Origin of the sequence: Kitasatospora sp. MAP12-44 (genome assembly GCF_029892095.1) — a bacterium.
Taxonomy (GTDB): domain Bacteria; phylum Actinomycetota; class Actinomycetes; order Streptomycetales; family Streptomycetaceae; genus Kitasatospora.
The window spans coordinates 6047095-6068677 of the sequence record NZ_JARZAE010000004.1; the positions used below are offsets into that span (position 1 = coordinate 6047095).

Below are 21583 nucleotides of genomic sequence, written 5' to 3' on the forward strand. Positions count from 1 at the left end.
CCAGAACGCCTCCCGGACGAACGGCAGCACAGTGACCGAGAACTCAGCGACGACCGTCCCTGCCGTGGACCCCCGGCTGCTGGTGCGCGAGCGCGGCCTGGCCGGCTACCTGGCCGAGTTCAAGAGCAAGCTGCGCAGCGGCGACCTCGGTTCGGTCCCGGTGGTGCTCGGCCTGATCCTGATCGCGGTCATCTTCCAGAGCCTCAACGGCCACTTCCTGGAGGCCGGCAACCTCTCCGACATCACCCTCTACATCGCGGGCCCCGGCCTGATATCGGTGGGCGTCGTCTTCGTGCTGCTGCTGGGTGAGATCGATCTCTCGCTCGGCTCGGTGGCCGGCGTCTCGGCCGCGATCTCCGCCGTGCTCTCGATCCAGCACGGTGTCAACGAGTACCTGGCGATCGTCATCGCGATCGTGGCGGCGCTGGCGATCGGCGCGCTGCACGGCTTCTTCTTCGCGAAGATCGGCGTGCCCGCCTTCGTCGTGACGCTGGCCGGCATGCTCACCTGGTCCGGTCTGCAGGGCGCGGTGATGGGCAACACCGGCACGCTCAACAACATCCCGAACGGCGTCATCGCCAACCTGGACAACTACTTCTTCGACTCGGTGGCCGCCGCCTACGGCCTGGCCGCGGTCAGCGTGGCCGCTTACCTGATCGCCGCCCTGCTCGGCGCCAAGAGCCGCCGCGAGGGCGGGCTGCCGTTCCGCCCGGTCAGCGAGATCGTGCTGCGCGCCGGCTTGCTCGCCGTGCTCGCCTTCGGCGCCGCGTACGAGCTCAACCAGGACCGCGGCCTGCCGCTGGCCCTGGTGTTCTTCCTCGGCGTGGTCGTGATCAGCGACTTCGTGCTGCGCCGCACCTCCTACGGCCGCAAGGTCTTCGCGGTCGGCGGCGGCATCGAGGCGGCCCGCCGGGCCGGTATCAACGTGGCCTGGGTGCGGATCTCGGTCTACATGATCTCGGCCGGCCTGGCCGCCGTCGGCGGTCTCTTCATCGCCTCGCAGTCCGGCTTCGCCGACAAGCAGCTCGGTGGCGGCTTCACGCTGATGAACGCGATCGCCGCCGCCGTGATCGGCGGCACCAGCCTCTTCGGCGGCCGCGGCAAGACCTGGTCGGCGCTGCTCGGCGCGCTGGTGATCCAGTCGATCATCACCGGACTCAACCTGGAGGGCATCAGCCAGTCCCTCCAGTACATGATCACCGGTGGCGTGCTGCTGGCCGCCGTCGTGCTCGACTCGGTCTCCCGCCGCACCCAGAAGTCCGCCGGTCGCGGCTGATCCGGCAGGCACCAGGCCCGGGACGCCTCCGTGCGGGGGCGCGTCCCGGGCCTCGGCGCGCCCCCTGCGCGCCCCTGCACCAGCCGCCCCTCGCCGCACGGTGTCCGACGGGTGGACATTAGACTCGACCAGCCGGACGGGTCCGAAGGGGCTCCCGGGACCGGGTGTGCCCCGGACACGTACTGACAGAGGAGGAACGGGTGGCCCTGCTGACCCGCATTCGGGGACCGCGCGATCTCGACCGGCTCACCCCGGGACAGCTGGCTGACCTGGCACAGGAGATCCGGGACTTCCTGATCGAGGAGGTCGCCAAGACCGGCGGGCACCTCGGCCCCAACCTCGGCGTGGTGGAGCTCACCATCGCGCTGCACCGGGTCTTCGACTCCCCGCGCGAGCGGATCCTCTTCGACACCGGCCACCAGAGCTATGTGCACAAGCTGCTCACCGGCCGCCAGGACTTCACCCGGTTGAAGATGAAGGGCGGCCTGTCCGGCTACCCCTCCCGGGCCGAGTCCGAGCACGACGTGATCGAGAACTCGCACGCCTCCACCGTGCTCGGCTACGCCGACGGCATCGCCAAGGCCACCCAGCTGCAGGGCCTCAAGGACTGCCCGGTGGTCGCGGTGACCGGTGACGGCGCGCTGACCGGCGGCATGGCCTGGGAGGCGCTGAACAACATCGCCGACGGCCGGGACCGTCCGGTGATCATCGTGGTCAACGACAACGAGCGCTCCTACTCGCCGACCATCGGCGGTCTGGCCAACCACCTGACCACGCTGCGCACCACCCAGGGCTACGAGCGCTTCCTCACCTGGGGCCGGGACACCCTGCAGCGCACCCCGGTGGTCGGCCAGCCGCTGGCCGGCGCGCTGCACGGCGCCAAGAAGGGCCTCAAGGACTTCATCGCCCCGCAGGGCATGTTCGAGGACCTCGGCCTGAAGTACCTCGGCCCGATCGACGGCCACGACATCACCGCGCTGGAGTCCGCGCTGCGCAAGGCCCGCGGCTTCGGCGGCCCGGTCATCGTGCACTGCATCACCGAGAAGGGCCGCGGCTACCAGGCCGCCCTGCAGAACGAGGAGGACCGCTTCCACGCGGTCGGCGTCATCCACCCCGACACCGGCCTGCCGGTGAAAAGCTCGGGCAAGGACTGGACCTCGGTCTTCGGCGACGAGATGGTCGCCCTCGGCGGCGAGCGCAAGGACATCGTGGCGATCACCGCCGCGATGCTGCACCCGGTGGGCCTGGCGCCGTTCGCCAAGGCCTTCCCGCAGCGCACCTTCGACGTCGGCATCGCCGAGCAGCACGCGGCCGTCTCGGCGGCGGGCCTGGCCACCGCCGGGCTGCACCCGGTGGTCGCGGTCTACGCGACCTTCCTCAACCGGGCCTTCGACCAGGTCCTGATGGACGTGGCGCTGCACAAGCTCGGCGTCACCTTCGTGCTGGACCGCGCGGGCGTCACCGGCACCGACGGCGCCTCGCACAACGGCATGTGGGACATGTCGATCCTCCAGGTCGTCCCGGGGCTGCGCCTCGCTGCCCCGCGCGACGCCGACCAGCTGCGCGCCCAGCTGCGCGAGGCCGTCGAGGTGGACGACGCCCCGACCGTGGTCCGCTACTCCAAGGGCACGGTGGGCCCCGCGGTGCCCTCGCTCGGCCGGATCGGCGGTATGGACGTGCTGCACGGCTCCGTCGAGCCGGCGCCCGAGGGCGAGCGCCGGGCGGACGTCCTGGTGGTCTCGGTGGGCGCGCTGGCGCCGCTCTGCCTGGAGCTGGCCGCGCTGCTGGACGCCCAGGGCATCAGCGCCACCGTCGTCGACCCGCGCTGGGTCAAGCCGGTGGACGCCGCCCTGCCGGGCCTGGCCGCCGAGCACCGGGTGGTCGTCACCGTCGAGGACAACGGCCGGGCCGGCGGCGTCGGCTCCGCGGTCGCCCAGGCACTGCGCGACGCCGAGGTCGACCTGCCGCTGCGCGACTTCGGCATCCCGCAGGAGTTCCTCGACCACGCCAAGCGCGAGGAGATCCTGGCCGAGATCGGTCTGACCGCCCCGGACATCGCCCGTCAGGTGACCGCCCTGGTCTCCCGCCTTGACATGGCCACCGTCCAGGCTTGATGAAATAAACATTTCATCGTGAGACTCCTTACCAAAGGCGGGACCGGCGACACTCGCGTCGGTTCCGCCGGGTAGGTTGTCCCTCGTGCCGACCGACTCCACGACCCCCACGCGCCTGGCCGCCCTCTACGCGAGGCTGCCCGAAGCCGTCCGAACGGGGTACTGGACCCGAGTCGTCCCGGTGCTGGCCATGCTGGCCGTCGCCACCCACATCCCCTCGTTCCTGCGCCCGGTCTGGAGCCCGGACGAGGGCTACCTGGCCAGTGAGGCCCGGATGCTGGCCGACGGCGGGGTGCTCTACGACACCGTCGTGGACCGCAAGCCGCCGCTGCTGCCCTGGCTCTACGAGGCCTGCTTCTCGGTCTTCGGCTCGCTCTCGCTCTGGCCGCTGCGCACACTGGCCATCGTCGCCCACCTGGTGACCGCGATCCTGCTGGCCTCGATCGCCCGCGGCCGCTGGGGCAACCGGGCCGGCGCCGCAGCGGGCGGCCTCTACCTGCTGCTCTCGATCGGGCTCTCCCCGGAGGACACCCAGGCGGCGACCTTCGAGGTCTTCATGCTGCCCGCCATGGTGGCCGCCTTCCGCTACGCCGAGCGGCGGCGCTGGCTGGCCGCCGGGATCGCGGTCGCGATCTGCTCGCTGACCAAGCAGACCGGCGGCGCGGTGATGCTGCCGGTGCTCTGGATGCTGTTCCAGGACGCCCGCCTGCGCGGTGTGCGCTGGGGTCCCGCGCTGCTCAAGATCTGGTTCGGCTTCGCGGTGCCGATAGCCCTCGTCGCGGTGATCCTCACCAAGCCCAAGGGCTTCCTGTTCTGGGTGGTCACCGGCAGCGGCGACTACGCCTCGCTGGGCGGCGGCGCCTGGTGGCAGATGATCGGCCGGGCGCTCGGCAACTCGGCGATCCTGGCCGCCGCGGGGCTGGGCTTCCTGCTGCCGCTGGGCCGCCGGATCTGGCTGCGCTACCGGGTCGGCCGTGAGCTGCCGAAGGCCGGCAAGGCCCGCGGCTCCACCAGCGACCTGTGGATCTGGCTGTTCTCCTCGGTGGTCGCGGTCGCCGTCGGCTTCCACTTCTTCGGCCACTACTACCTGCAGCTGATGCCGCCGCTGGTGCTGCTCGGGGTCGGCGCCGTCTCGGTCTCGGCGATCAGCTGGCGGCCGGTGCTGGCCTACAGCGCCGTCGCCTCCGCCGCCTTCTGGGTGCTGGCGGTGGCCTGGCCCGGCGAGCAGATGAGCCAGACCACCCAGGTCGCCACCGCGGTCGCCGCGCGCAGCACCCCCAAGGACACCGTGCTGGTCTGGGGCATGCACCCGGAGCTGTACTGGCTCTCCGACCGCCGCCCGGCCAGCCGCTACCTGACGGCCGGCTTCCTGACCAACTTCAGCGGCGGCAAGGGCAGCGCGGACGTCGGCGAGCAGTACAGCGTGACGGACGCCTGGCAGATCTTCGACCAGGAGCTCGACAAGGGACTGCCGGAGATCGTCGTCGACGACTCCGGCAACGCGCCCTACCAGCCGACCCTGGTACCGAAGATCGAGAACCTGCTGGACTCCCACTACGAGGTGGTCGGCGCCTACGGAGACACCATGGTCTACCGGCTCCGCAAATGAGCCGGTAGACCACGGCCAAGCTGCCGGTCAGGCCTTGCGACGGTTGCCCATCACCATTCCGGCGGCGGTGAATCCGAGGAGGCAGGTGAGGCCTCCGATGATGACCTGGTTCCAGATCATGCCCCGCGTGGCGGTGTGTCCCAGCGTCACGACCCAGGGCGAGATGATCAGGAACACGCCTGCGGCCGTCATCGCCCAGGTCAGCCCGAACATCCGGGCCGGGGCGAGGGTGAGGCCGAGCCCCAGCGCGGCGATCGAGAGCCCCATGATGAGGTTGACGATCGTCAGCTCATGGCTGGCGGCGCTGAAGTGCACCACGTAGGGCGAGATGGCCAGGTACAGACCCGCGAGGACGACCAGCCCGTCGACTGCGACGCCCTGCGGTCCGTCCATCACGCGTGCGTACCGGGTCCGCATCTCGGAGATGTCCGGATGCGTCGAGAGGTCACCGGGATGTTGTGAGACGTCGGCCATACGACTCGCCTCCTTCGGTGTACAAGTCCGATGTGCTTGGCCTAACGGTAATTATGCGCTTTGTCCCAATTTGCTGTACATAGCAGGAGATGACCAGAAATGCCGAAGGGCGGCCCCGCACCGGTGGGAGCAGGACCGCCCTTCGGCAGTGCCGCGACTAGGCCGGGATGCTGGCCAGGCCGGGGGCGAGGAACTTCTTGCCGTTCACCCGCTCGGCAACGCCCGACCGGTCCAGGTACGGGGTGATCCCGCCCAGGTGGAAGGGCCAGCCGGCGCCGGTGATCATGCACAGGTCGATGTCCTGCGCCTCGCCGACGACGCCCTCGTCGAGCATCAGACCGATCTCCTGCGCCACCGCCTCCAGCGCGCGGGTCAGCACCTGCTCCTCGGTCAGCACGCTGTCGCCGAAGGTCAGCAGCGCCAGCACCTCGGGGTCGAGCACCTGCTGGCCGTCGACCCAGATGTAGAAGCCGCGCTTGCCGGCCTTGACCACCCGGCCGAGGTTCTCGGAGACCGAGAAGCGCTCGGGGAAGGCGCGGTGCAGGGTCTCCGAGACGTGCTGCGCGATGGCCGGGCCGACCAGCTCGAGCAGCACGATCGGGGACATCGGCAGGCCGAGCGGCAGGACGCCCTTCTCGACCGTCTCGATCGGGGTGCCCTCGTCGATGATGGCCTGGATCTCACCCATGAAGCGGGTCAGGATCCGGTTCACCACGAACGCCGGGGCGTCCTTGACCAGCACGGCCGTCTTCTTCAGCTTCTTCGAGACGCCGAAGGCGGTGGCCAGCGACGCGTCGTCGGTCTGCTCGCCGCGGACGATCTCCAGCAGCGGCAGGATCGCCACCGGGTTGAAGAAGTGGAAGCCGACGACCCGCTCCGGGTGCTCCAGCTTGGAGGCCATCTCGGTGACCGACAGCGAGGAGGTGTTGGTGGCGAGCACGCAGGTGGGCGAGACGACCGCCTCCAGGTCCGCGAAGACCTGCTGCTTGACGCCCATCTCCTCGAAGACGGCCTCGATCACGAAGTCCGCGTCGCCGAAGCCGGCGGCCTTGTCCAGCGAGCCGCTGACCAGGCCCTTGAGGCGGTTCGCCTTGTCCTGGTTGATCCGGCCCTTGCCGAGCAGCTTGTCGATCTCGGCGTGCACGTAGCCCACGCCCTTGTCGATCCGCTCCTGGTCGATGTCGGTGAGCACCACCGGCACCTCCAGACGGCGGGCGAAGAGCAGCGCCAGCTGGGAGGCCATCAGACCGGCGCCGACGACGCCGACCTTGGTGACCGGACGGGCCAGCGACTTGTCCGGCGCGCCGAAGGGCTTCTTGGCCCGACGCTGCACCAGGTTGAACGCGTACAGACCGGCGCGCAGCTCGCCACCCATGATCAGGTCGGCCAGCGCCACGTCCTCGGCGTCGAAGCCCTTCTGCAGGTCTCCATCCTTCGCCGCGGCCATGATGTCCAGCGCCCGGTAGGCGGCCGGGGCGGCGCCGTGCACCTTGGAGTCGGCGACCGCGCGACCCCAGGCGATGCACTGGTCCCAGTTCTCGCCGCGGTCGATCTCGGGGCGCTCGACCACGGTCTCGCCCTTGAGGACCTTGGCAGCCCACAGGATCGACTGCTCCAGGAAGTCGGCCGGCTCGAAGATCGCGTCGGCGATGCCGAGCTCGAAGACCTCCTTGCCCTTGAGCTGCTTGTTCTGGCTCATCGAGTTCTCGATGATGACCTTGACCGCGTTGGCCGGGCCGACCAGGTTCGGCAGGATGGTGCAGCCGCCCCAGCCGGGAACCAGGCCGAGGAAGACCTCGGGCAGCGAGAAGGCCGGGACGCCCGAGCTGACGGTGCGGTAGGTGCAGTGCAGACCGACCTCGACACCGCCGCCCATCGCGGCGCCGTTGTAGAAGGTGAAGGTCGGCACCGGCAGCGCGGCGATCCGCTTGAAGACGTCGTGCCCGCCCTTGCCGATGGCCAGCGCGTCGCTGTGCTCCTTGAGCACCTCGACACCCTTGAGGTCGGCGCCGACCGCGAAGATGAACGGCTTGCCGGTGATCGCCACGGCGACCACCTTGCCGTCGGCGGCCTCGGCCTCGACCTGGTCCAGCGCCTCGGACAGCTTGGCCAGCGAACCCGGGCCGAAGGTGGTCGGCTTGGTGTGGTCGAAGCCGTTGTCCAGGGTGATCAGCGCCAGCTTGCCGGCCTGCAGCGGCAGGTCCAGGTGGCGGACGTGGGCCGTGGTGACGACCTCGCCGGGGAACAGCTCGGCGGCGCGCTTCAGCAGCTCAGTGGTGCTCATCTTCACTTACCACCCTCGAAGTGGGGGTTCTCCCAGATGACGGTCCCGCCCATGCCCATGCCGATGCACATGGTGGTCAGGCCGTACCGGATGTCCGGGCGCTGCTCGAAGCGGCGGGCCAGCTGGTTCATCAGGCGCACGCCCGTCGACGCCAGCGGGTGGCCGTAGGCGATCGCGCCGCCGTACGGGTTGACGCGCTCGTCGTCGTCGGCGATGCCGTAGTGGTCCAGGAGCGAGAGCACCTGGACGGCGAAGGCCTCGTTGATCTCGAAGGCCTGGATGTCGTCGATCGTCAGACCGGCCTTGGCCAGGGCCTTCTCGGTCGCCGGCACCGGGCCGATGCCCATGACCTCGGGCTCGACGCCCGCGTAGGCGAACGAGACCATGCGCATCTTGATCGGCAGGCCGAGCTCCAGGGCCACGTCCTCGGCCGCGAGCAGTGAGGCGGTGGCGCCGTCGTTCAGACCGGCCGCGTTACCGGCGGTGATGTTGCCGTGCACGCGGAACGGGGTCTTGAGACCCGCCAGGTTCTCCATCGTGGTGCCCGGGCGCATCGGCTCGTCGGTGGTGGCCAGGCCCCAGCCGGTCTCGCCGGCGTCGGGGTTGGTGTTCCGCACCGAGATCGGCACCAGGTCGGGCTGGATGTCGCCGTTGGCGTACGCCTTGGCGGCCTTCTCCTGCGAGCGCACCGCGTAAGCGTCGCAACGCTCCTTGGTGATGTGCGGGAGCCGGTCGTGCAGGTTCTCCGCGGTCATGCCCATGAACAGCGCCGACTCGTCGACGATCTTCTCGGAGATGAAGCGCGGGTTCGGGTCGACGCCCTCACCCATGGGGTGGCGGCCCATGTGCTCGACGCCACCGGCGAGGACGATGTCGTACGCGCCGAAGGCGATACCACCGGCGGTGGCGGTGACGGCGGTCATCGCGCCGGCACACATGCGGTCGATCGCGTAGCCCGGAACGGACTTCGGCAGCCCGGCCAGCAGGCCGACGCTACGGCCGATGGTCAGGCCCTGGTCGCCGATCTGGGTGGTGGCCGCGATGGCGATCTCGTCGATCCGCTCGACGGGCAGGTTCGGGTTGCGGCGCACGAGTTCCCGGATGCACTTGACGACCATGTCGTCCGCCCGGGTCTCGTGGTAGATGCCCTTCGGGCCGGCCTTGCCGAACGGGGTGCGGACGCCATCGACGAAGACGACGTCCCTCGCGGTACGAGGCACGGGGGCTCTCCTCCCAGGGACCAACAGAACGGGGTACGCAGGCCGCGACCGGGTCGACGAAAAGCCCGAGCAGCACTGCTTCACCGCCATGCTACTGGTCGGTAACCAACTTGCCCAGGGCCGGGGGTCGCGCGGCGTTGTGTCCCGCGCCACGTCCCGGCCCTGGGGCGGCTACGGCGCCGCGGGCGGTGCGACCGCGGCGTTCTCGAAGGCCGCGGCCATCGCGGGGGCGACCAGCTCGACCTGCCAGCGCCGCGCGCCCAGCGCCCGCAGCGCACCGGCGACGGTGGCGGCGGTGGCCTCGGCCGGCGGCTCCCAGGAGACCCGGCGGACCAGCTCGGGCGTGATCAGGTTCTCGGCCGGCAGGTGGTGCTGCTCGGCCAGCTCGGAGACCGCGGCACGCGCCGCGGACAGCCGGGCGGCGGCCACCGGGTCCTTCTCGGCCCAGGCGCGCGGCGGCGGCGGGCCCTCGTGCGGCGCGGTGGCCGGCGGCAGCTGCGCCTCCGGGATCGCCCGGGCGCGCTCCAGCGAGGCCATCCACTGCTCCAACTGGCGGCGGTGCACCCGCGGGCCGAAGCCCTGGACGGCCTGCAGGGCCGGCACGTTCAGCGGCATCGCCAGGGCGGCGCTGACGATCGCGGCGTCCGAGAGCACCCGGCCCGGCGAGACGTCACGTTCCTGGGCGATCTTGTCGCGGGTCTGCCAGAGGTCCCGGACGGCGGCCAGCTGGCGGCGCCGGCGCACCTTGTGCAGGCCGGAGGTGCGACGCCACGGGTCCACCCGGGGAGCCGGTCGGGGTGCGGCCGCGATCGCCGCGAACTCCTCCAGCGCCCAGCCGAGCTTGCCCTGGCCGTCCAGCTCCTGTTCGAGTGCGTCACGCAGCTCGACCAGCACCTCGACGTCCAGGGCGGCGTAGCGCAGCCAGGGCTCGGGCAGCGGGCGGGTGGACCAGTCCACCGCCGAGTGCTCCTTGGCCAGGGTGTAGCCCAGCACGCTCTCGGTCATCGGGCCCAGGCCCACCCGGGGGAAGCCGGCGATCCGGCCGGCCAGCTCGGTATCGAAGAGCTGACGCGGCTTCATGCCGACCTCGGCCAGGCACGGCAGGTCCTGGGACGCGGCGTGCACCACCCACTCGGCGTCCGCGAGGGCCTCGCCGAGCGCGCTGAGGTCGGGGCAGGCGGCCGGGTCGATCAGCGCGGTGCCGGCCCCCGCGCGGCGCAGCTGGATCAGATAGGCGCGCTGGCCGTAGCGGTACCCGGAGGCCCGCTCGGCGTCGACGGCCACCGGTCCGGTGCCTGCCGCGAAGGCTGCGACGACGGCGGCGAGCGCCGCTTCGTCCGCCACCACGGGAGGGAGGCCCTCCCGGGGTTCGAGGAGCGGGACCGGCTGTGTCTCTACGGCGATGGCATCGATGGCTTCGGTCACTCACCAAGGGTACGACGAGCCTCGTGGGCGGGAGCCTGATCGTCAGCCGTGGACCTGCCTGAATGCCAACGGCGGTCCGGAGGAAACGTTCCTCCGGACCGCCGCGCGGCCGCTCAGTGGATGATGCCCGTCCGGAGCGCGACGGCGACCATGCCCGCCCGGTCGCCGGTGCCCAGCTTGCGGGCGATCCGGGCCAGGTGGCTCTTGACGGTCAGGGCGGACAGCCCCATCGCGACGCCGATGGCCTTGTTCGACTGGCCCTCCGCGACCAGCCGCAGGACCTCGACCTCGCGCCCGGAGAGCTCCCGGTAGGTGGTCGGCTGGGTGCCGGGCGCGCCCGGGGCCCCGGGGGCGCCGCTGTGGCCGGGGGTGCCGGGCATCCCCGGGCGGCGCATCCGGCCGGCCAGCCCGCCCGCGCCGATCGGCAGGCCGGGGCGGCCGGGCATCGCGACATTGGTGCGGGTGCCGGTGACCACGTAGCCCTTGACGCCGCCGGCCAGCGCGCTGCGCACCGCGCCGATGTCGTCGGCGGCCGACAGCGCCAGCCCGTTGGGCCAGCCCGCCGCCCGGGTCTCGGCGAGGATGGTGAGCCCGGAACCGTCCGGGAGGTGGACGTCGGCCACGCAGATGTCGCGTGGCGTGCTGACCCGAGGACGGGCCTCGGCGATGGAGGACACCTCGATGACGTCGCGCACGCCGAGGGCCCACAGGTGCCGCGTGACGGTGTTGCGGACCCGCGGGTCAGCGATCACCACCATCGCGGTGGGCTTCGTCGGACGGTAGGCGACCACGCTTGCGGGGTGTTCGAGAAGGACCGACACCAGGTCTCCTGTGGGGAGTGGCGGACGGAACCCCCGATGGGGGAAGGAGCCGGAGTGTTCCGCGTGTGGAAAGGGTCACAGACTGCTTCGGCAACATCCGTGCCCGGCTTTAGCGAAAGATCACTATCTAGTGAGTCACAATACGGACAAATCGAGCAGGTGACTGATGCGACATCCCTGCGATTCGCGCAAAGTCGGTCATGGAATGGGCATAAACGATCGCCGGTGGGCGGCGAGTTGACGCCGTGTGGTGCCTGCGACGCATGGGGCGGCCCGGTCGGGCCGGGGTGGCGGGAGGTGCGGGTCCGTCAGCCTTCAGTGTGAGCGCGGCCGGCGGCGGGCCGGCATCGGGACCACTCCGCCGAGTGACGGCGCGTCAGGCAGCGACAGGGGTGCGGGTGCGGACGGAGGCAGCCCGCCGCAGAGGCAGAGCAGGTCCGCCCAGGCGGCCAGGTGCCGCTCGAACCGGCCGTCGGAGGGCGTCCAGGAGGCGCGGAGTTCGATTTCGGTGGAGGAGGCCCGGTCGGCCAGCCCGCCGAAGTACTGCGAGGAGGACCGCGACACCGTGCCGCTCGGCTCCCCGGCGACCGCGCCGTGCGTCTGCAGCGAGTCCATCAGCCAGGCCCAGCCGACCTCGGAGAGCATCGGGTCGTCGGCGATCTCCGGCTCCAGCTCGGCCCGGACCATGGTGACCAGCCGGAACTCGCCGTTCCAGGCCTCCTGCCCGGCCGGGTCGTGCAGCAGGACGAGCCGGCCGTCGGCCAGCTCCTCGCCGTCGATCTCCACCGAGGCGGTCACCGCCCAGCTGTACGGGGCCAACCGGCGCGGTGCCGGGGCAGGGGAGAGCTGCACCTCGGGGCGCACTCGCGCTCCCGCCAGCGCCTCGACCGCGCTGCGGAACTCGAGCGGCGCCGACTCCTTGCTCGTCCCGCCACTCTGTGCGGGGTTCCCGCCGACCGCTGCCATGACCCGAAGACTAGGCGGCGGGCGGCCCCGATGCGCGGAACTGCTGCCCGCGTGGCGCTGTGTCTTGGCCCGCCCACGGCGACCTGTGCCGTTCTGTGCCGATACGGCCCCCTCTCGCGGCTCGACCGGGCTTGGAGGATTCGACGACCGGCCGGGGCGGGTGCGGCCCGACTCCCGTGGGAGGATGGCGGCGTGAGTGAGACAACCGCAGCCCAGACCGGTCAGCAGCCCCCCGCGCGGCGCGGTGCCGCGTACGACTCCGCCTTCCTGCGCGCCTGCCGGCGCGAGCCGGTGCCGCACACCCCTGTGTGGTTCATGCGCCAGGCCGGCCGCTCGCTGCCCGAGTACCTGAAGATCCGTGAGGGCATCCCGATGCTCGAGTCGTGCATGCGGCCCGAGCTGGTCAAGGAGATCACCCTGCAGCCGGTGCGCCGGCACAAGGTGGACGCCGCGATCTTCTTCAGCGACATCGTCGTGCCGCTCAAGGCCGTCGGCATCGACGTCGACATCAAGCCGGGCATCGGCCCGGTGATCGCCGACCCGATCCGCACCCGCGCCGACCTGCAGCGGCTGCGCCCGCTGGAGCCCGACGACGTCCCCTATGTCACCGAGGCGATCGGCCTGCTGGTGGCGGAGCTCGGCAGCACCCCGCTGATCGGCTTCGCCGGTGCGCCGTACACGCTGGCCAGCTACCTGGTCGAGGGCGGCCCGTCCAAGAACCACGAGCGCACCAAGGCCATGATGTACGGCGAGCCCGAGCTGTGGGCCGAGCTGGTCGACCGGCTCGCGGACATCACCGCCGGGTTCCTCAAGGTGCAGATCGAGGCCGGCGTCTCGGCCGTCCAGCTCTTCGACTCCTGGGTCGGCTCGCTGGCGCCCGACGACTACCGCCGCTCGGTGATGCCGGCCAGCACCAAGGTCTTCGACGCGGTCGCCGGCTACGGCGTGCCGCGCATCCACTTCGGCGTCGGGACGGGCGAGTTGCTCGGGCTGATGGGCCAGGCCGGGGCCGACGTGGTCGGCGTCGACTGGCGGGTGCCGCTGAACGAGGCCGCCCGCCGGGTCGGCCCGGACAAGGCCCTGCAGGGCAACCTCGACCCCGCCGTGCTCTTCGCGCCGACCTCGGTGGTGGAGACCAAGGCCCGCGAGGTGCTGCACGCGGCCTCCGCGATCGGTCCCAGCGGCCATATCTTCAACCTCGGCCACGGCGTGCTGCCGAGCATGGACCCGGACGCGCTCAGCCGCCTGGTCGCCTTCGTGCACGAGGCCAGCGCCCGCTGACATGACGCAGCCACTACCGCAGATCGTCGTGATCGGCGGCGGCATCGCGGGCCTGGCCGCCGCCGCCTTCCTCAGTGGCGCGGCCGGCGGCCCGGCCCGGGCCGCCGTCACCCTGCTGGAGGCGGGGGACCGCCTCGGCGGCAAGCTGCTGTCCGGCGAGGTGGGCGGGGTGCGGGTGGACCTCGGCGCCGAGTCGGTGCTGGCCCGCCGCCCCGAGGCCGTCGACCTCGCGCGGGACGTCGGCCTGGCCGACGTCCTGGAGCCGCCGACCACCGCCAAGGCCGCCGTCTGGAGCCGCGACGCGCTGCGTCCGCTGCCCGCCGGACAGCTGATGGGCGTGCCCGGGGACCTGGAGGCGCTCGCCGCCTCCGGGGTGATCTCCGCGGCGGGCCTGCGGCGGGCCGGTCACGAGGAGCCGATCGAGGTCGGCGAGGACATCGCGATCGGCGCCTACATCGAGGCCCGGCTCGGCCGCGAGGTGCTGGACCGCCTGGTCGAGCCGCTGCTCGGCGGCGTCTACGCCGGCCACGCGGACCAGCTCTCGCTGCGCGCCGCCATCCCGGCCCTGCTGCCGATCGCCCAGCGCGGCGGTTCGCTGGTCGACGGGGTGCGCGAGCTGGTCAGCCGCTCCACCGCGACCGGGCCGGTCTTCCAGGGCCTGCGCGGCGGCATCGGCACCCTGCCGCCCGCGCTCGCCGCCGCCTGCGCGCGGGCCGGCGCCGAGCTGCGCACCCGCGCGGCCGTCCAGGAGCTGCGCCGCACCCCCGAGGGCTGGCAGGTCGTCACCGCGACCGGGACCCTCACCCCCGACGCGGTGCTGCTCGCCGTCCCCGCGCCCGTCGCGGCCCGGCTGCTGGCCGACAGCGCGCCGGGCGCCGCCGCCGAACTGGCCGGCGTCGACTACGCGAGCATGGCCCTGGTCACGCTCGCCTTCCGCCGCGCCGACCTGCCCGAGCCGCCCAGCGGCAGCGGCTTCCTGGTCCCGCCGGTGGACGGCCGGGCGATCAAGGCCGCCACCTTCTCCTCCAACAAATGGGGCTGGCTGGAGCGTTCGGCACCGGACAGCTTCCTGCTGCGCACCTCGCTCGGCCGCTTCCGCGAGGAGCAGGCCCTGCAACTGCCGGACGAGGAGCTGGTGGCCCGCTCGCTGGCCGACCTGCGGGAGGCCGTCGGGCTGCGCGCCACGCCGTACGACAGCGCCGTCACCCGCTGGACCGACGGCCTGCCGCAGTACCCGGTGGGCCACCCGGCCAAGGTGGCCCGGATCCGCGCGCAGGCGGCCCGGGTCGGCGGCCTCGCACTGGCCGGCGCCGCCTACGACGGCGTGGGCATCGCGGCCTGCGTCGCCAGTGCCCGCCGCGCTGTCAACGACCTGTTGACCCCGCTGGCCGGGGCAGCCGACCCGGAAGGAAGAATGAGCGCATGACTGAGACCGCTGAGCAGGCGACGAAGAAGAAGGCCCGGGACCTCAACCAGGTCATCCGCTACACCATGTGGTCGGTGTTCAAGCTCAAGGGCGAGCTGCCCGAGGACCGCACCGCGCTCGCCGCCGAGGTCGACGAGCTGTTCGCGCAGCTGGACGCCAAGGACGTCACGGTGCGCGGCACCTACGACGTCTCGGCGCTGCGGGCCGACGCGGACCTGATGGTCTGGTGGCACGCCGAGAGCTCCGACGACCTGCAGGAGGCGTACAACCGCTTCCGCCGCACCGGCCTCGGCCGCCTGCTGGAGCCGGTCTGGTCGAACATGGCGCTGCACCGCCCGGCCGAGTTCAACAAGTCGCACATCCCGGCCTTCCTGGCCGACGAGCAGGCCCGCGAGTACGTCTGCGTGTACCCGTTCGTCCGGTCCTACGAGTGGTACCTGCTGCCCGACGAGGAGCGCCGGGGCATGCTCGCCGAGCACGGCAAGATGGCGCGCGGCTACCCGGACGTCCGGGCCAACACCGTCGCCTCCTTCGCGCTGGGCGACTACGAGTGGCTGCTCGCCTTCGAGGCGGACGAGCTGCACCGGATCGTCGACCTGATGCGCGACCTGCGGCCCTCCCGGGCGCGCCTGCACGTGCGCGAGGAGGTGCCCTTCTTCACCGGGCGCCGCAAGCCGGTCGCCGAGCTGCTGAACGGCCTGGTCTGACCCACCGCGCCCGCTGCGTCCTCAGCGCCGCAGCGGGCGCAGTGCCGCCCGCAGCCGGGCGTCCGGCACGGCGTCGGGGCCGCCCATCGCCACCGCCGTGAGCAGCCGCTTCTCGTCCTGCGCGGTGGCCCCCGGGCCGCTCAGGCGGTGCGGGAGCCGGACCGCCTCCAGCACCTCCTGCCCGGCCGGCGCCGCCCAGCGGGTGTACGGCTGGATGTCCACCCGGGCCATCAGCAGCGTCCCCGTGGTGAGCACCAGCGGCAGCGAGAACCAGGCCAGCGCGGACGCCGTCGCGTCGCCACCGACGGGCGTGGCCAGCGACATCGCCGCGGCCATCAGCACCAGCGAGAGCAGCAGCGCCTGGCGGACCTGGCGCAGTGCCAGCACGGTGTTCTCGCGGATCGCGGCCGGGGTGGCCAGTCCTGCCAGAGCCAGCCGGTTGCCGATCTCCTGCACCGTGCGGTGCTCGGCCAGGTTCGCCCGCAGCTCGGCCGTCAGGCACTGCCCCTCGGGGCCGACCTCGCTGATCAGCGCCCGCTCCAGCCGGCTGCGGCCCTGCGGGTCCACCACGGTCGTCCAGCCGGTGTGCGCCAGGTGCAGCCTGCCGCGGCCGCTCATCAGGACCAGCGCCAGGTCCACCACCCGCTCGGGTCCGCCGGCCAGGTACGCCGTCTCGTAGAGCCCGATCCCGACGGCCTCGGCGGGTTCCTCCGGCTCCAGCCCGGCCAGCGCGTCGGCCGTTGCGGCGGCACGGATCAGGCGGAGGCAGGAGAAGACGGCGACGACACAGGCCGGGACGAGAAAGACGAGCCACATGGGCTTGTTGTAGACCGCCGGGCCGGGCTCGGAGCGTAAACCGGTGCCGCGATACCGAATCGTGACCGTCAGCTGAACAGCAGCGCGCGGTCCTCGCCCAGGTGGGCGCGGAGCACGGCGAGCGCCCGCATGCTCTGGGTCTTCACCACCGAGGTGCTGATCCCGAGGATCTCAGCGGTGGTCTCCACGCTGTGGTCCTCCCAGTGGCGCAGCAGCAGGATCGCCCGGTCCCGGTTCGGGAGGGTGGCCAGCGCCTCCAGCAGGGTCAGCCGGACCGCGGTGGCGTCCGGGGTGTCGGGGCGCTCCGGCAGCTGGTCCGTCGCCACCTCGCCGGTGCTGCGCAGACGCTTGTGGTCGAGCAGGGTGTTGAGCAGCACCTTGCGGGCGTAGACGAACGGGTCGCTGTCCCGGCGGGTTATCCGCGGCCAGGCGACGTACATCTTGGTGAGCGTGGTCTGCGTGAGGTCCTGCGCCAAGTGCCAGTCCCGGCACATCAGATAGGCGATCTGCCGCAGGCGTGTCGCGCCTCCCTCGGCGAAGGCGGTGAATTCTGCTTCATGGCGCACGAGTGGCTCCCCGATCCGGCGGTGTGGTGCTGTTGGACAACGGCTGAAACTGCGGCCCCGGGATCGGGGCCGCAGTCGTGGTGCTACTGGTGGGTCAGTTTCCGAGCAAGGGCACGGACGGGAACTGGGCGGCCGCGGCCGCGACGGCTGCCGGGTCCACGTTCGTGCTCAGCGCCGGGTCACTGGCCACCGCAGCGGCCTGGTCGACCGTCAGCGCCACGATGCCCGCGGGGTTCGTGGTGCCGTTCCAGGCCAGCACGGAGCTCAGCTGGACCATGACGCTGCTGCCGTCGGCGTGCGCGACCGTCACCAGGGTGTTCTGGACCGGGTTGTCCGCGACGTGGCTGACGTAGACCTGCTCGCCCTTGGCGTCCTTGAAGCACTGGTCCGGCGCCTTGCACGGCGAGGCCTTCTCGCCCGGCACGGCGGGGCTGAGGAAGACCCGGACCATCCCGGTGCCGGCAGCGGTGGTGACGTAGGTCTGCGCCATGTCCTGGTGGACCGTCCGGCCGATCTTGCCGGCGTTGTCGACCGCGTAGTTGCTGGTCTTGACGCCTGCGGGGAGGGCCTTCAGCACGGCGGCGAGCACCACCTTGCCGTTGGTGGGCACCAGGCCGGCGGCGGGCGCCGGGGAGGTAACCGGCGTCGTGCTGGGGGAGGCCGGAGCGGGCACCGGGGCAGAGCCCGGAGCAGAGACCGGGGCGGCCGGTCCGGCCGCCGCGCTCAGCTCCGCCGTGTGCTGGCCGGTGCTGCCCAGCGCGCCGCCGGCCAGCGCGACCACTGCGGTCAGCGCGAGCGCCGACCCGACGGCCGCGCCGAACCCGCGGACCCGACGGGTCCGGCGTCCGTCGCGAGCGGCAGCCCCGACGATGTCGCCCAGCGGCGGCGCGCTGAGCATCGACAGCTCGTCGCCCAGGTCTGTGCGGAAGTCATTCATTGCTGACTCATTCCTCGGTGGTGTGGAATCGAGCGCCGGCCGGCGGACCCGCGGTGATGCGGGGTTCTGCCCTCCAAGACGGTTCGGCCCAAGGATCCGGTGACACCTCGGAGCGAGATTTCCTCAGCGGCGGTTCGGGGTTCGGGGCTCCTGGTACAGGACGGCGACATCGCCGTGATGCTCTCGAAACCGGACTCCCAGGATGCGTGACTACTCTTTGGACGATGAATCCCGATCCGGTGCTTGGTCCGGTGCTGCCCGGTCTCGTGTACGCGCCGGCCCGTCCGATCGTGCGCGACGGGCGCCGCGAACTCCTCTACGAGATCCGGCGCAACCCCGACGGGTCCCAGGCGCTGCCGGTCTTCAGCACGCTGGAGCGGCTGGTGGACGCGTTCGGGCCTGCCCAGCCGTGGGCACAGGTCCCGCTGCGGGCGGCGCGCGCGGTGATGTGCGCGGCGGGCGTGACCCAGCTGCAGCTCGACCCGACGATAGCCGAGGACGCCTGGCGCTGGAGCGCGGCGGAGCTGGCCCGGTATCAGGAGGAGCTGCGATGAGCGGCCAGTACACCGTGATCCTGGACGACTTGAAGGGCGCGGCCGACACCTTCCACCGGGAGGCGAAGGCATTCGCCGCGATCGTCCCGACCGACGGTCCGCCCCGCCCCGACGGGGGGAGCGAGGCCGTCAACGACATGATGGGTTGCGTGCTGGAGGCGCTCGGCGGTCTGCACCTCGCCGTCGCGGGCGCCGTCGGCAACTACGGTGACCAGCTCCAGACGGCGCACGACAACTACCAGAAGTGCGAGGTGTCGATGCGGGAGCTCTATGACGACCTGATCGACCCGAGCAAGATCACCAAAAGCAAGTAGGCGGGGACGGGGTATGGCTGGCAAGACGCCGTCGGCGCTGGCGGGATTCGCCGACACCTGGGTGGGGGGCGACATCCACGGCCTCTCCGCTCTCGCGGGGACGCTCTACGGCTACCTGCCGGCGATGGACGAGGCCGTCACCTTCCTGGACAGCAGCGTGAACAAGATCGTCCATGACGCCGGGTGGTCGGGCGACGCGGCGTCAGCGTTCCAAACGGCCTGGGGCACCGACTCGTTGGCGATCAAGGCGCTGGAGGGCGTGATCTCCTCGGCCGGCGACGTGATCGACGCGCTGGCCGTCAACCTCGCCTCGATCGAGTCGGCCCTGGAGGAGGCCGCTGGCCTCGCCCGCAAGGCCGGCGTGGCCATCGGCGCCGACGGCAGGCCGCCGGCCTCGGCCGGCTCCGCCGTCGCGACCGAGTACGCGACCACCTGGACCCAGAGCCTGCAGCTCGCCGAGGACGCCCGGGTCGACGCGGCCACCCAACTGCAGCAGATCTACCAGCAGATCGCGCCGCCCGGCACGGCCGGCGACCCGATGGGCACCGGCGACAAGGTCACTGTCGGCGACTACCTGCGCGGCCTGTGGGGCGTCCCGTCCGCCTACAGCAAGACGGTCAACGAGCAGTCCGAGAAGCTGAAGAAGGACGCGGCCGCCGCCAAGGACGCCTGGACCAAGGCGAAGAACGCCCGCCCCAACCCGAACGTCGCGATGCCCCAGGACGCCAAGGACGCGCTGCACGACGCGCGTCTGAAGCTGGCGAGTGCGCAGACCGACCTGACGGCGGCCGAGAAGCTGGAGAGCCACAGCCCGCTCTCGAAGGCGCTGGACGTCCGGCTGTCGTCGGCGATGTCCCTGCTGGGCGTCGAGGCCCGCTCCTCGGCCGAACTCGACTTCGTCCAGAAGAGCGTCAAGTTCGTGGGCGACATCCCCGTCCTGGACGCGCTGGCCGCCGGCGCCGGCACCTACCTGGGGGCCGAGGACGACATGCAGAAGGGCATGCCCTGGTACGAGGCCGTTCCGGAGAACGCCCTGTCCAACGTCGGCAGCCTCGCGGTCGGCGCGGTGGCCGGCACCGCCATCGGCGGCCTGGTGGCGGCGGGCAGCTTCGCCGGCGCCACCGTCGCCGGCGTGGCGGTCGGTGCGGTGGCCGGCGGCGTGATCTGCGTCGGCGTCGGCGACCTGACCTCGAACCTCTTCCACGAGCACTGGGACGAGGACATCCACAAGGACGGCGTCCTGGGCGGCATCGGCGACGGCATCGGCCACAGTGTCACCAAGACCGGATCGGACATCGCGGGCCTGGGCAAGAAGCTCTGGCACAGCATCTTCTGACGCCTCCACGCAAGGACCACCCCACATGTTCAAGCGCGACCGGAACAACCCGCCGGACTGGGCACGCGTCCAGCTGCCCCAACTCCCCGCCGGAGTCACGGCGTTCTCGATCCCCGTCTTCGGGACCACCTGGTACGAGCGCCGCTGGGGCTACTGGACGGCTCGCACGCTCTACCTGGCCGTGGCGGTGGCGATCGTCGCGGTGCAGCTGCTCATGTACAAGCTGATCCTCGTGGACGACCCCAACACCACGCACTTCGGGGCGATCTGGTGGGGCGTCGCCGTCTTCGGCGTGCTCGCCACCGCCGGGGGCCTGCGGATGGCCCTCTTCGGCGGCGGACTCCCGTTCGCCCGCCTGCGGCGCCACCCGCGCAAGCTGATCGCCAACCTGTTCGGCCTGCCGCTGCCGCTCTACCTCTTCTGCGTGGCCTTCCTGGCCCCCGGGCTCTTCCTCTCCTTCACCGTCGACGGGCTGCGACCCACCCTGTACGCCGAACGCATCGCGCGCGAGGACCTCGACGCCCAGCTCCGCGCCCACCCCGGCCGCACCCGCAAGCGCTGAACGCGGAGGTCAGCGACTCCAGCGACACCTCCTCTCGCACGGTCCCGTCGGACGAGCGCAACCGCCCCCGATGGGCGAGTACCTTCTCGATACAGCGAGAGAGCGGGAAGGAACCCATGATGGCCGGCACTTCCAACAACGGCACTCCTCCGAGCACCTACCGCGGACTGATCCTCGACTTCGCGGGCGTGCTGACAACGGACGCCCTGGCCGTGCACCGCGAGTGGTGTGTCAGTCAGGGCCTGGACGCCGAGGCATGGCGGCGGACCCTCAATACTCACCCCGTAGTGCGACGCTGGTACGCGGACCTGGAGCGCGGGGTTATGAGCCAAGCCGAGTGGAACCGGCGGACCGCCCCGATCCTCGGTGTTGCCGACCACGAGAACCTGATGGGCCGTGCCTGGGCCGGGGTCCGGCCGGCCGAGGGCATGGTGGAGCTGGCGAAGGCCGCCCGCGCTGCCGGGTACGCCGTCGCGATGCTCTCCAACTCCTTCGGCCTGGATCCGTACGACCCCTACGAGGCTTGTGGGGTATGGCCGTTGTTCGATGTCACGGTGGTCTCCGAATGTGAGGGGATCGCCAAACCCGACCCGGCGATCTACCAGTTGGTGCTGGACCGCATGGGCTTGCCGGGGGAAGCATGCGTGTTCGTTGACGACCACCCGGCGAACCTGCCGCCCGCCGAAGCGCTCGGCATCACCACAGTGCTCGCCGACGGGCAGCCGGAGACCGTCGACCGGATCGCGGCGCTGCTGGGGATCGCCGTTGTGACGGTCTGACGGACCGTTGAGACGGAGACCGCTGCATCGTCAACTTGCGAACGAAGTCGTCCCGTTCCGCTGCCTGTCGCTCCCTTATGGGGGTACCGTCCCGGACGAGGCCACTCATCCGGGAC

Annotated in this window: 20 protein-coding genes; 11 read left to right on the forward strand and 9 right to left on the reverse strand. The window is 71.6% G+C overall.

The features are described from left to right. The first annotated feature begins 31 nt into the window (after positions 1-31). From P3T34_RS27695 to P3T34_RS27705, 3 genes are all read left to right on the forward strand, one after another. On the forward strand, positions 32-1276 hold the full coding sequence (locus P3T34_RS27695; RefSeq protein WP_280672442.1) for a sugar ABC transporter permease: 1245 nt from the start codon (positions 32-34) through the stop codon (positions 1274-1276). 200 nt (positions 1277-1476) lie between these two features. Further along, positions 1477-3390 (forward strand): 1-deoxy-D-xylulose-5-phosphate synthase, encoded by a 1914-nt coding sequence (dxs, locus tag P3T34_RS27700; RefSeq protein ID WP_280668744.1) that lies wholly within the window; start codon positions 1477-1479, stop codon positions 3388-3390. An 85-nt stretch (positions 3391-3475) separates the two neighbouring features. Next, a complete protein-coding gene (locus P3T34_RS27705) occupies positions 3476-4999 on the forward strand; it encodes a glycosyltransferase family 39 protein (RefSeq protein WP_280668745.1) in 1524 nt (507 codons plus the stop codon). Between the two features lie 27 nt (positions 5000-5026). Here P3T34_RS27705 and P3T34_RS27710 read toward each other — a convergent pair whose 3' ends face one another. From P3T34_RS27710 to P3T34_RS27735, 6 genes are all read right to left on the reverse strand, one after another. Then, the gene (locus tag P3T34_RS27710; RefSeq protein ID WP_280668746.1) at positions 5027-5473 is read right to left on the reverse strand and encodes an SPW repeat protein; all 447 of its coding nucleotides are present in this window, start codon (positions 5471-5473) and stop codon (positions 5027-5029) included. A 157-nt stretch (positions 5474-5630) separates the two neighbouring features. Then, entirely contained in the window at positions 5631-7757 is a 2127-nt protein-coding gene (locus P3T34_RS27715) for a 3-hydroxyacyl-CoA dehydrogenase NAD-binding domain-containing protein (protein WP_280668747.1), read from the reverse strand. Positions 7758-7759: 2 nt separating this feature from the next. Continuing rightward, positions 7760-8977 carry an acetyl-CoA C-acyltransferase gene (locus P3T34_RS27720; RefSeq protein WP_280668748.1) on the reverse strand — a complete coding sequence of 406 codons (1218 nt, stop codon included), beginning with the start codon at positions 8975-8977 and terminating at the stop codon, positions 7760-7762. Between the two features lie 171 nt (positions 8978-9148). Then, complete coding sequence (locus P3T34_RS27725; RefSeq protein WP_280668749.1) at positions 9149-10402, reverse strand: HRDC domain-containing protein; 1254 nt, start codon at positions 10400-10402, stop codon at positions 9149-9151. A 113-nt stretch (positions 10403-10515) separates the two neighbouring features. Continuing rightward, positions 10516-11223, reverse strand: a complete 708-nt coding sequence (locus P3T34_RS27730) for a response regulator transcription factor (RefSeq protein ID WP_280668750.1) — start codon at positions 11221-11223, stop codon at positions 10516-10518. 315 nt (positions 11224-11538) lie between these two features. Further along, complete coding sequence (locus tag P3T34_RS27735; protein ID WP_280668751.1) at positions 11539-12189, reverse strand: DUF3000 domain-containing protein; 651 nt, start codon at positions 12187-12189, stop codon at positions 11539-11541. A gap of 192 nt (positions 12190-12381) precedes the next feature. Here P3T34_RS27735 and hemE point away from each other — a divergent pair, with 192 nt between their 5' ends. From hemE to hemQ, 3 genes are read left to right on the forward strand one after another with little or no spacing between them, the layout of a single operon-like run. Further along, entirely contained in the window at positions 12382-13470 is a 1089-nt protein-coding gene (gene hemE / locus P3T34_RS27740; RefSeq protein WP_280668752.1) for a uroporphyrinogen decarboxylase, read from the forward strand. A gap of 1 nt (position 13471) precedes the next feature. Next, positions 13472-14896, forward strand: coding sequence for a protoporphyrinogen oxidase (gene hemG, locus P3T34_RS27745; RefSeq protein WP_280668753.1), 1425 nt, complete (start codon positions 13472-13474; stop codon positions 14894-14896). After that, positions 14893-15603, forward strand: a complete 711-nt coding sequence (gene hemQ, locus P3T34_RS27750) for a hydrogen peroxide-dependent heme synthase (RefSeq protein WP_280668754.1) — start codon at positions 14893-14895, stop codon at positions 15601-15603. Before hemG ends, hemQ begins: the two co-directional genes overlap by 4 nt. Positions 15604-15624: 21 nt before the next feature. Here the strand turns inward: hemQ and P3T34_RS27755 are convergent, their stop codons facing one another. The 3 genes from P3T34_RS27755 to P3T34_RS27765 all read right to left on the reverse strand — a co-directional run bounded on the left by P3T34_RS27755 (position 15625) and on the right by P3T34_RS27765 (position 17922). Beyond that, the gene (locus P3T34_RS27755) at positions 15625-16419 is read right to left on the reverse strand and encodes a TIGR04222 domain-containing membrane protein (RefSeq protein WP_280668755.1); all 795 of its coding nucleotides are present in this window, start codon (positions 16417-16419) and stop codon (positions 15625-15627) included. Positions 16420-16487: 68 nt separating this feature from the next. After that, positions 16488-16985, reverse strand: coding sequence for a SigE family RNA polymerase sigma factor (locus P3T34_RS27760; RefSeq protein ID WP_280668756.1), 498 nt, complete (start codon positions 16983-16985; stop codon positions 16488-16490). A gap of 94 nt (positions 16986-17079) precedes the next feature. Next, the gene (locus P3T34_RS27765; protein WP_280668757.1) at positions 17080-17922 is read right to left on the reverse strand and encodes a hypothetical protein; all 843 of its coding nucleotides are present in this window, start codon (positions 17920-17922) and stop codon (positions 17080-17082) included. A 224-nt stretch (positions 17923-18146) separates the two neighbouring features. Between P3T34_RS27765 and P3T34_RS27770 the strand changes: the two genes are divergently transcribed. The 5 genes from P3T34_RS27770 to P3T34_RS27790 all read left to right on the forward strand — a co-directional run bounded on the left by P3T34_RS27770 (position 18147) and on the right by P3T34_RS27790 (position 21467). Further along, positions 18147-18476 carry an SAV_915 family protein gene (locus tag P3T34_RS27770; protein ID WP_280668758.1) on the forward strand — a complete coding sequence of 110 codons (330 nt, stop codon included), beginning with the start codon at positions 18147-18149 and terminating at the stop codon, positions 18474-18476. Further along, positions 18473-18790 (forward strand): DUF6317 family protein, encoded by a 318-nt coding sequence (locus P3T34_RS27775; protein ID WP_280668759.1) that lies wholly within the window; start codon positions 18473-18475, stop codon positions 18788-18790. The genes P3T34_RS27770 and P3T34_RS27775 overlap by 4 nt, the downstream gene beginning before the upstream one ends. A 13-nt stretch (positions 18791-18803) precedes the next feature. Continuing rightward, the gene (locus P3T34_RS27780) at positions 18804-20126 is read left to right on the forward strand and encodes a hypothetical protein (protein WP_280668760.1); all 1323 of its coding nucleotides are present in this window, start codon (positions 18804-18806) and stop codon (positions 20124-20126) included. A gap of 25 nt (positions 20127-20151) precedes the next feature. Beyond that, on the forward strand, positions 20152-20688 hold the full coding sequence (locus tag P3T34_RS27785; RefSeq protein ID WP_280668761.1) for a hypothetical protein: 537 nt from the start codon (positions 20152-20154) through the stop codon (positions 20686-20688). A gap of 119 nt (positions 20689-20807) precedes the next feature. Beyond that, positions 20808-21467: an HAD-IA family hydrolase gene (locus P3T34_RS27790; protein ID WP_280668762.1), complete on the forward strand. Its 660-nt coding sequence runs from the start codon at positions 20808-20810 to the stop codon at positions 21465-21467. Positions 21468-21583: the final 116 nt, after the last annotated feature.

Coding starts and splice junctions, on each gene's coding strand:
- P3T34_RS27710 (WP_280668746.1), bottom strand. CDS start 5,473: ATGGCCGACGTCTCACAACATCCCGGTGACCTCTCGACGCATCCGGAC.
- P3T34_RS27715 (WP_280668747.1), bottom strand. CDS start 7,757: ATGAGCACCACTGAGCTGCTGAAGCGCGCCGCCGAGCTGTTCCCCGGC.
- P3T34_RS27735 (WP_280668751.1), bottom strand. CDS start 12,189: ATGGCAGCGGTCGGCGGGAACCCCGCACAGAGTGGCGGGACGAGCAAG.
- hemG (WP_280668753.1), top strand. CDS start 13,472: ATGACGCAGCCACTACCGCAGATCGTCGTGATCGGCGGCGGCATCGCG.
- hemQ (WP_280668754.1), top strand. CDS start 14,893: ATGACTGAGACCGCTGAGCAGGCGACGAAGAAGAAGGCCCGGGACCTC.
- P3T34_RS27755 (WP_280668755.1), bottom strand. CDS start 16,419: ATGTGGCTCGTCTTTCTCGTCCCGGCCTGTGTCGTCGCCGTCTTCTCC.
- P3T34_RS27765 (WP_280668757.1), bottom strand. CDS start 17,922: ATGAATGACTTCCGCACAGACCTGGGCGACGAGCTGTCGATGCTCAGC.
- P3T34_RS27770 (WP_280668758.1), top strand. CDS start 18,147: ATGAATCCCGATCCGGTGCTTGGTCCGGTGCTGCCCGGTCTCGTGTAC.
- P3T34_RS27775 (WP_280668759.1), top strand. CDS start 18,473: ATGAGCGGCCAGTACACCGTGATCCTGGACGACTTGAAGGGCGCGGCC.
- P3T34_RS27780 (WP_280668760.1), top strand. CDS start 18,804: ATGGCTGGCAAGACGCCGTCGGCGCTGGCGGGATTCGCCGACACCTGG.
- P3T34_RS27785 (WP_280668761.1), top strand. CDS start 20,152: ATGTTCAAGCGCGACCGGAACAACCCGCCGGACTGGGCACGCGTCCAG.
- P3T34_RS27790 (WP_280668762.1), top strand. CDS start 20,808: ATGGCCGGCACTTCCAACAACGGCACTCCTCCGAGCACCTACCGCGGA.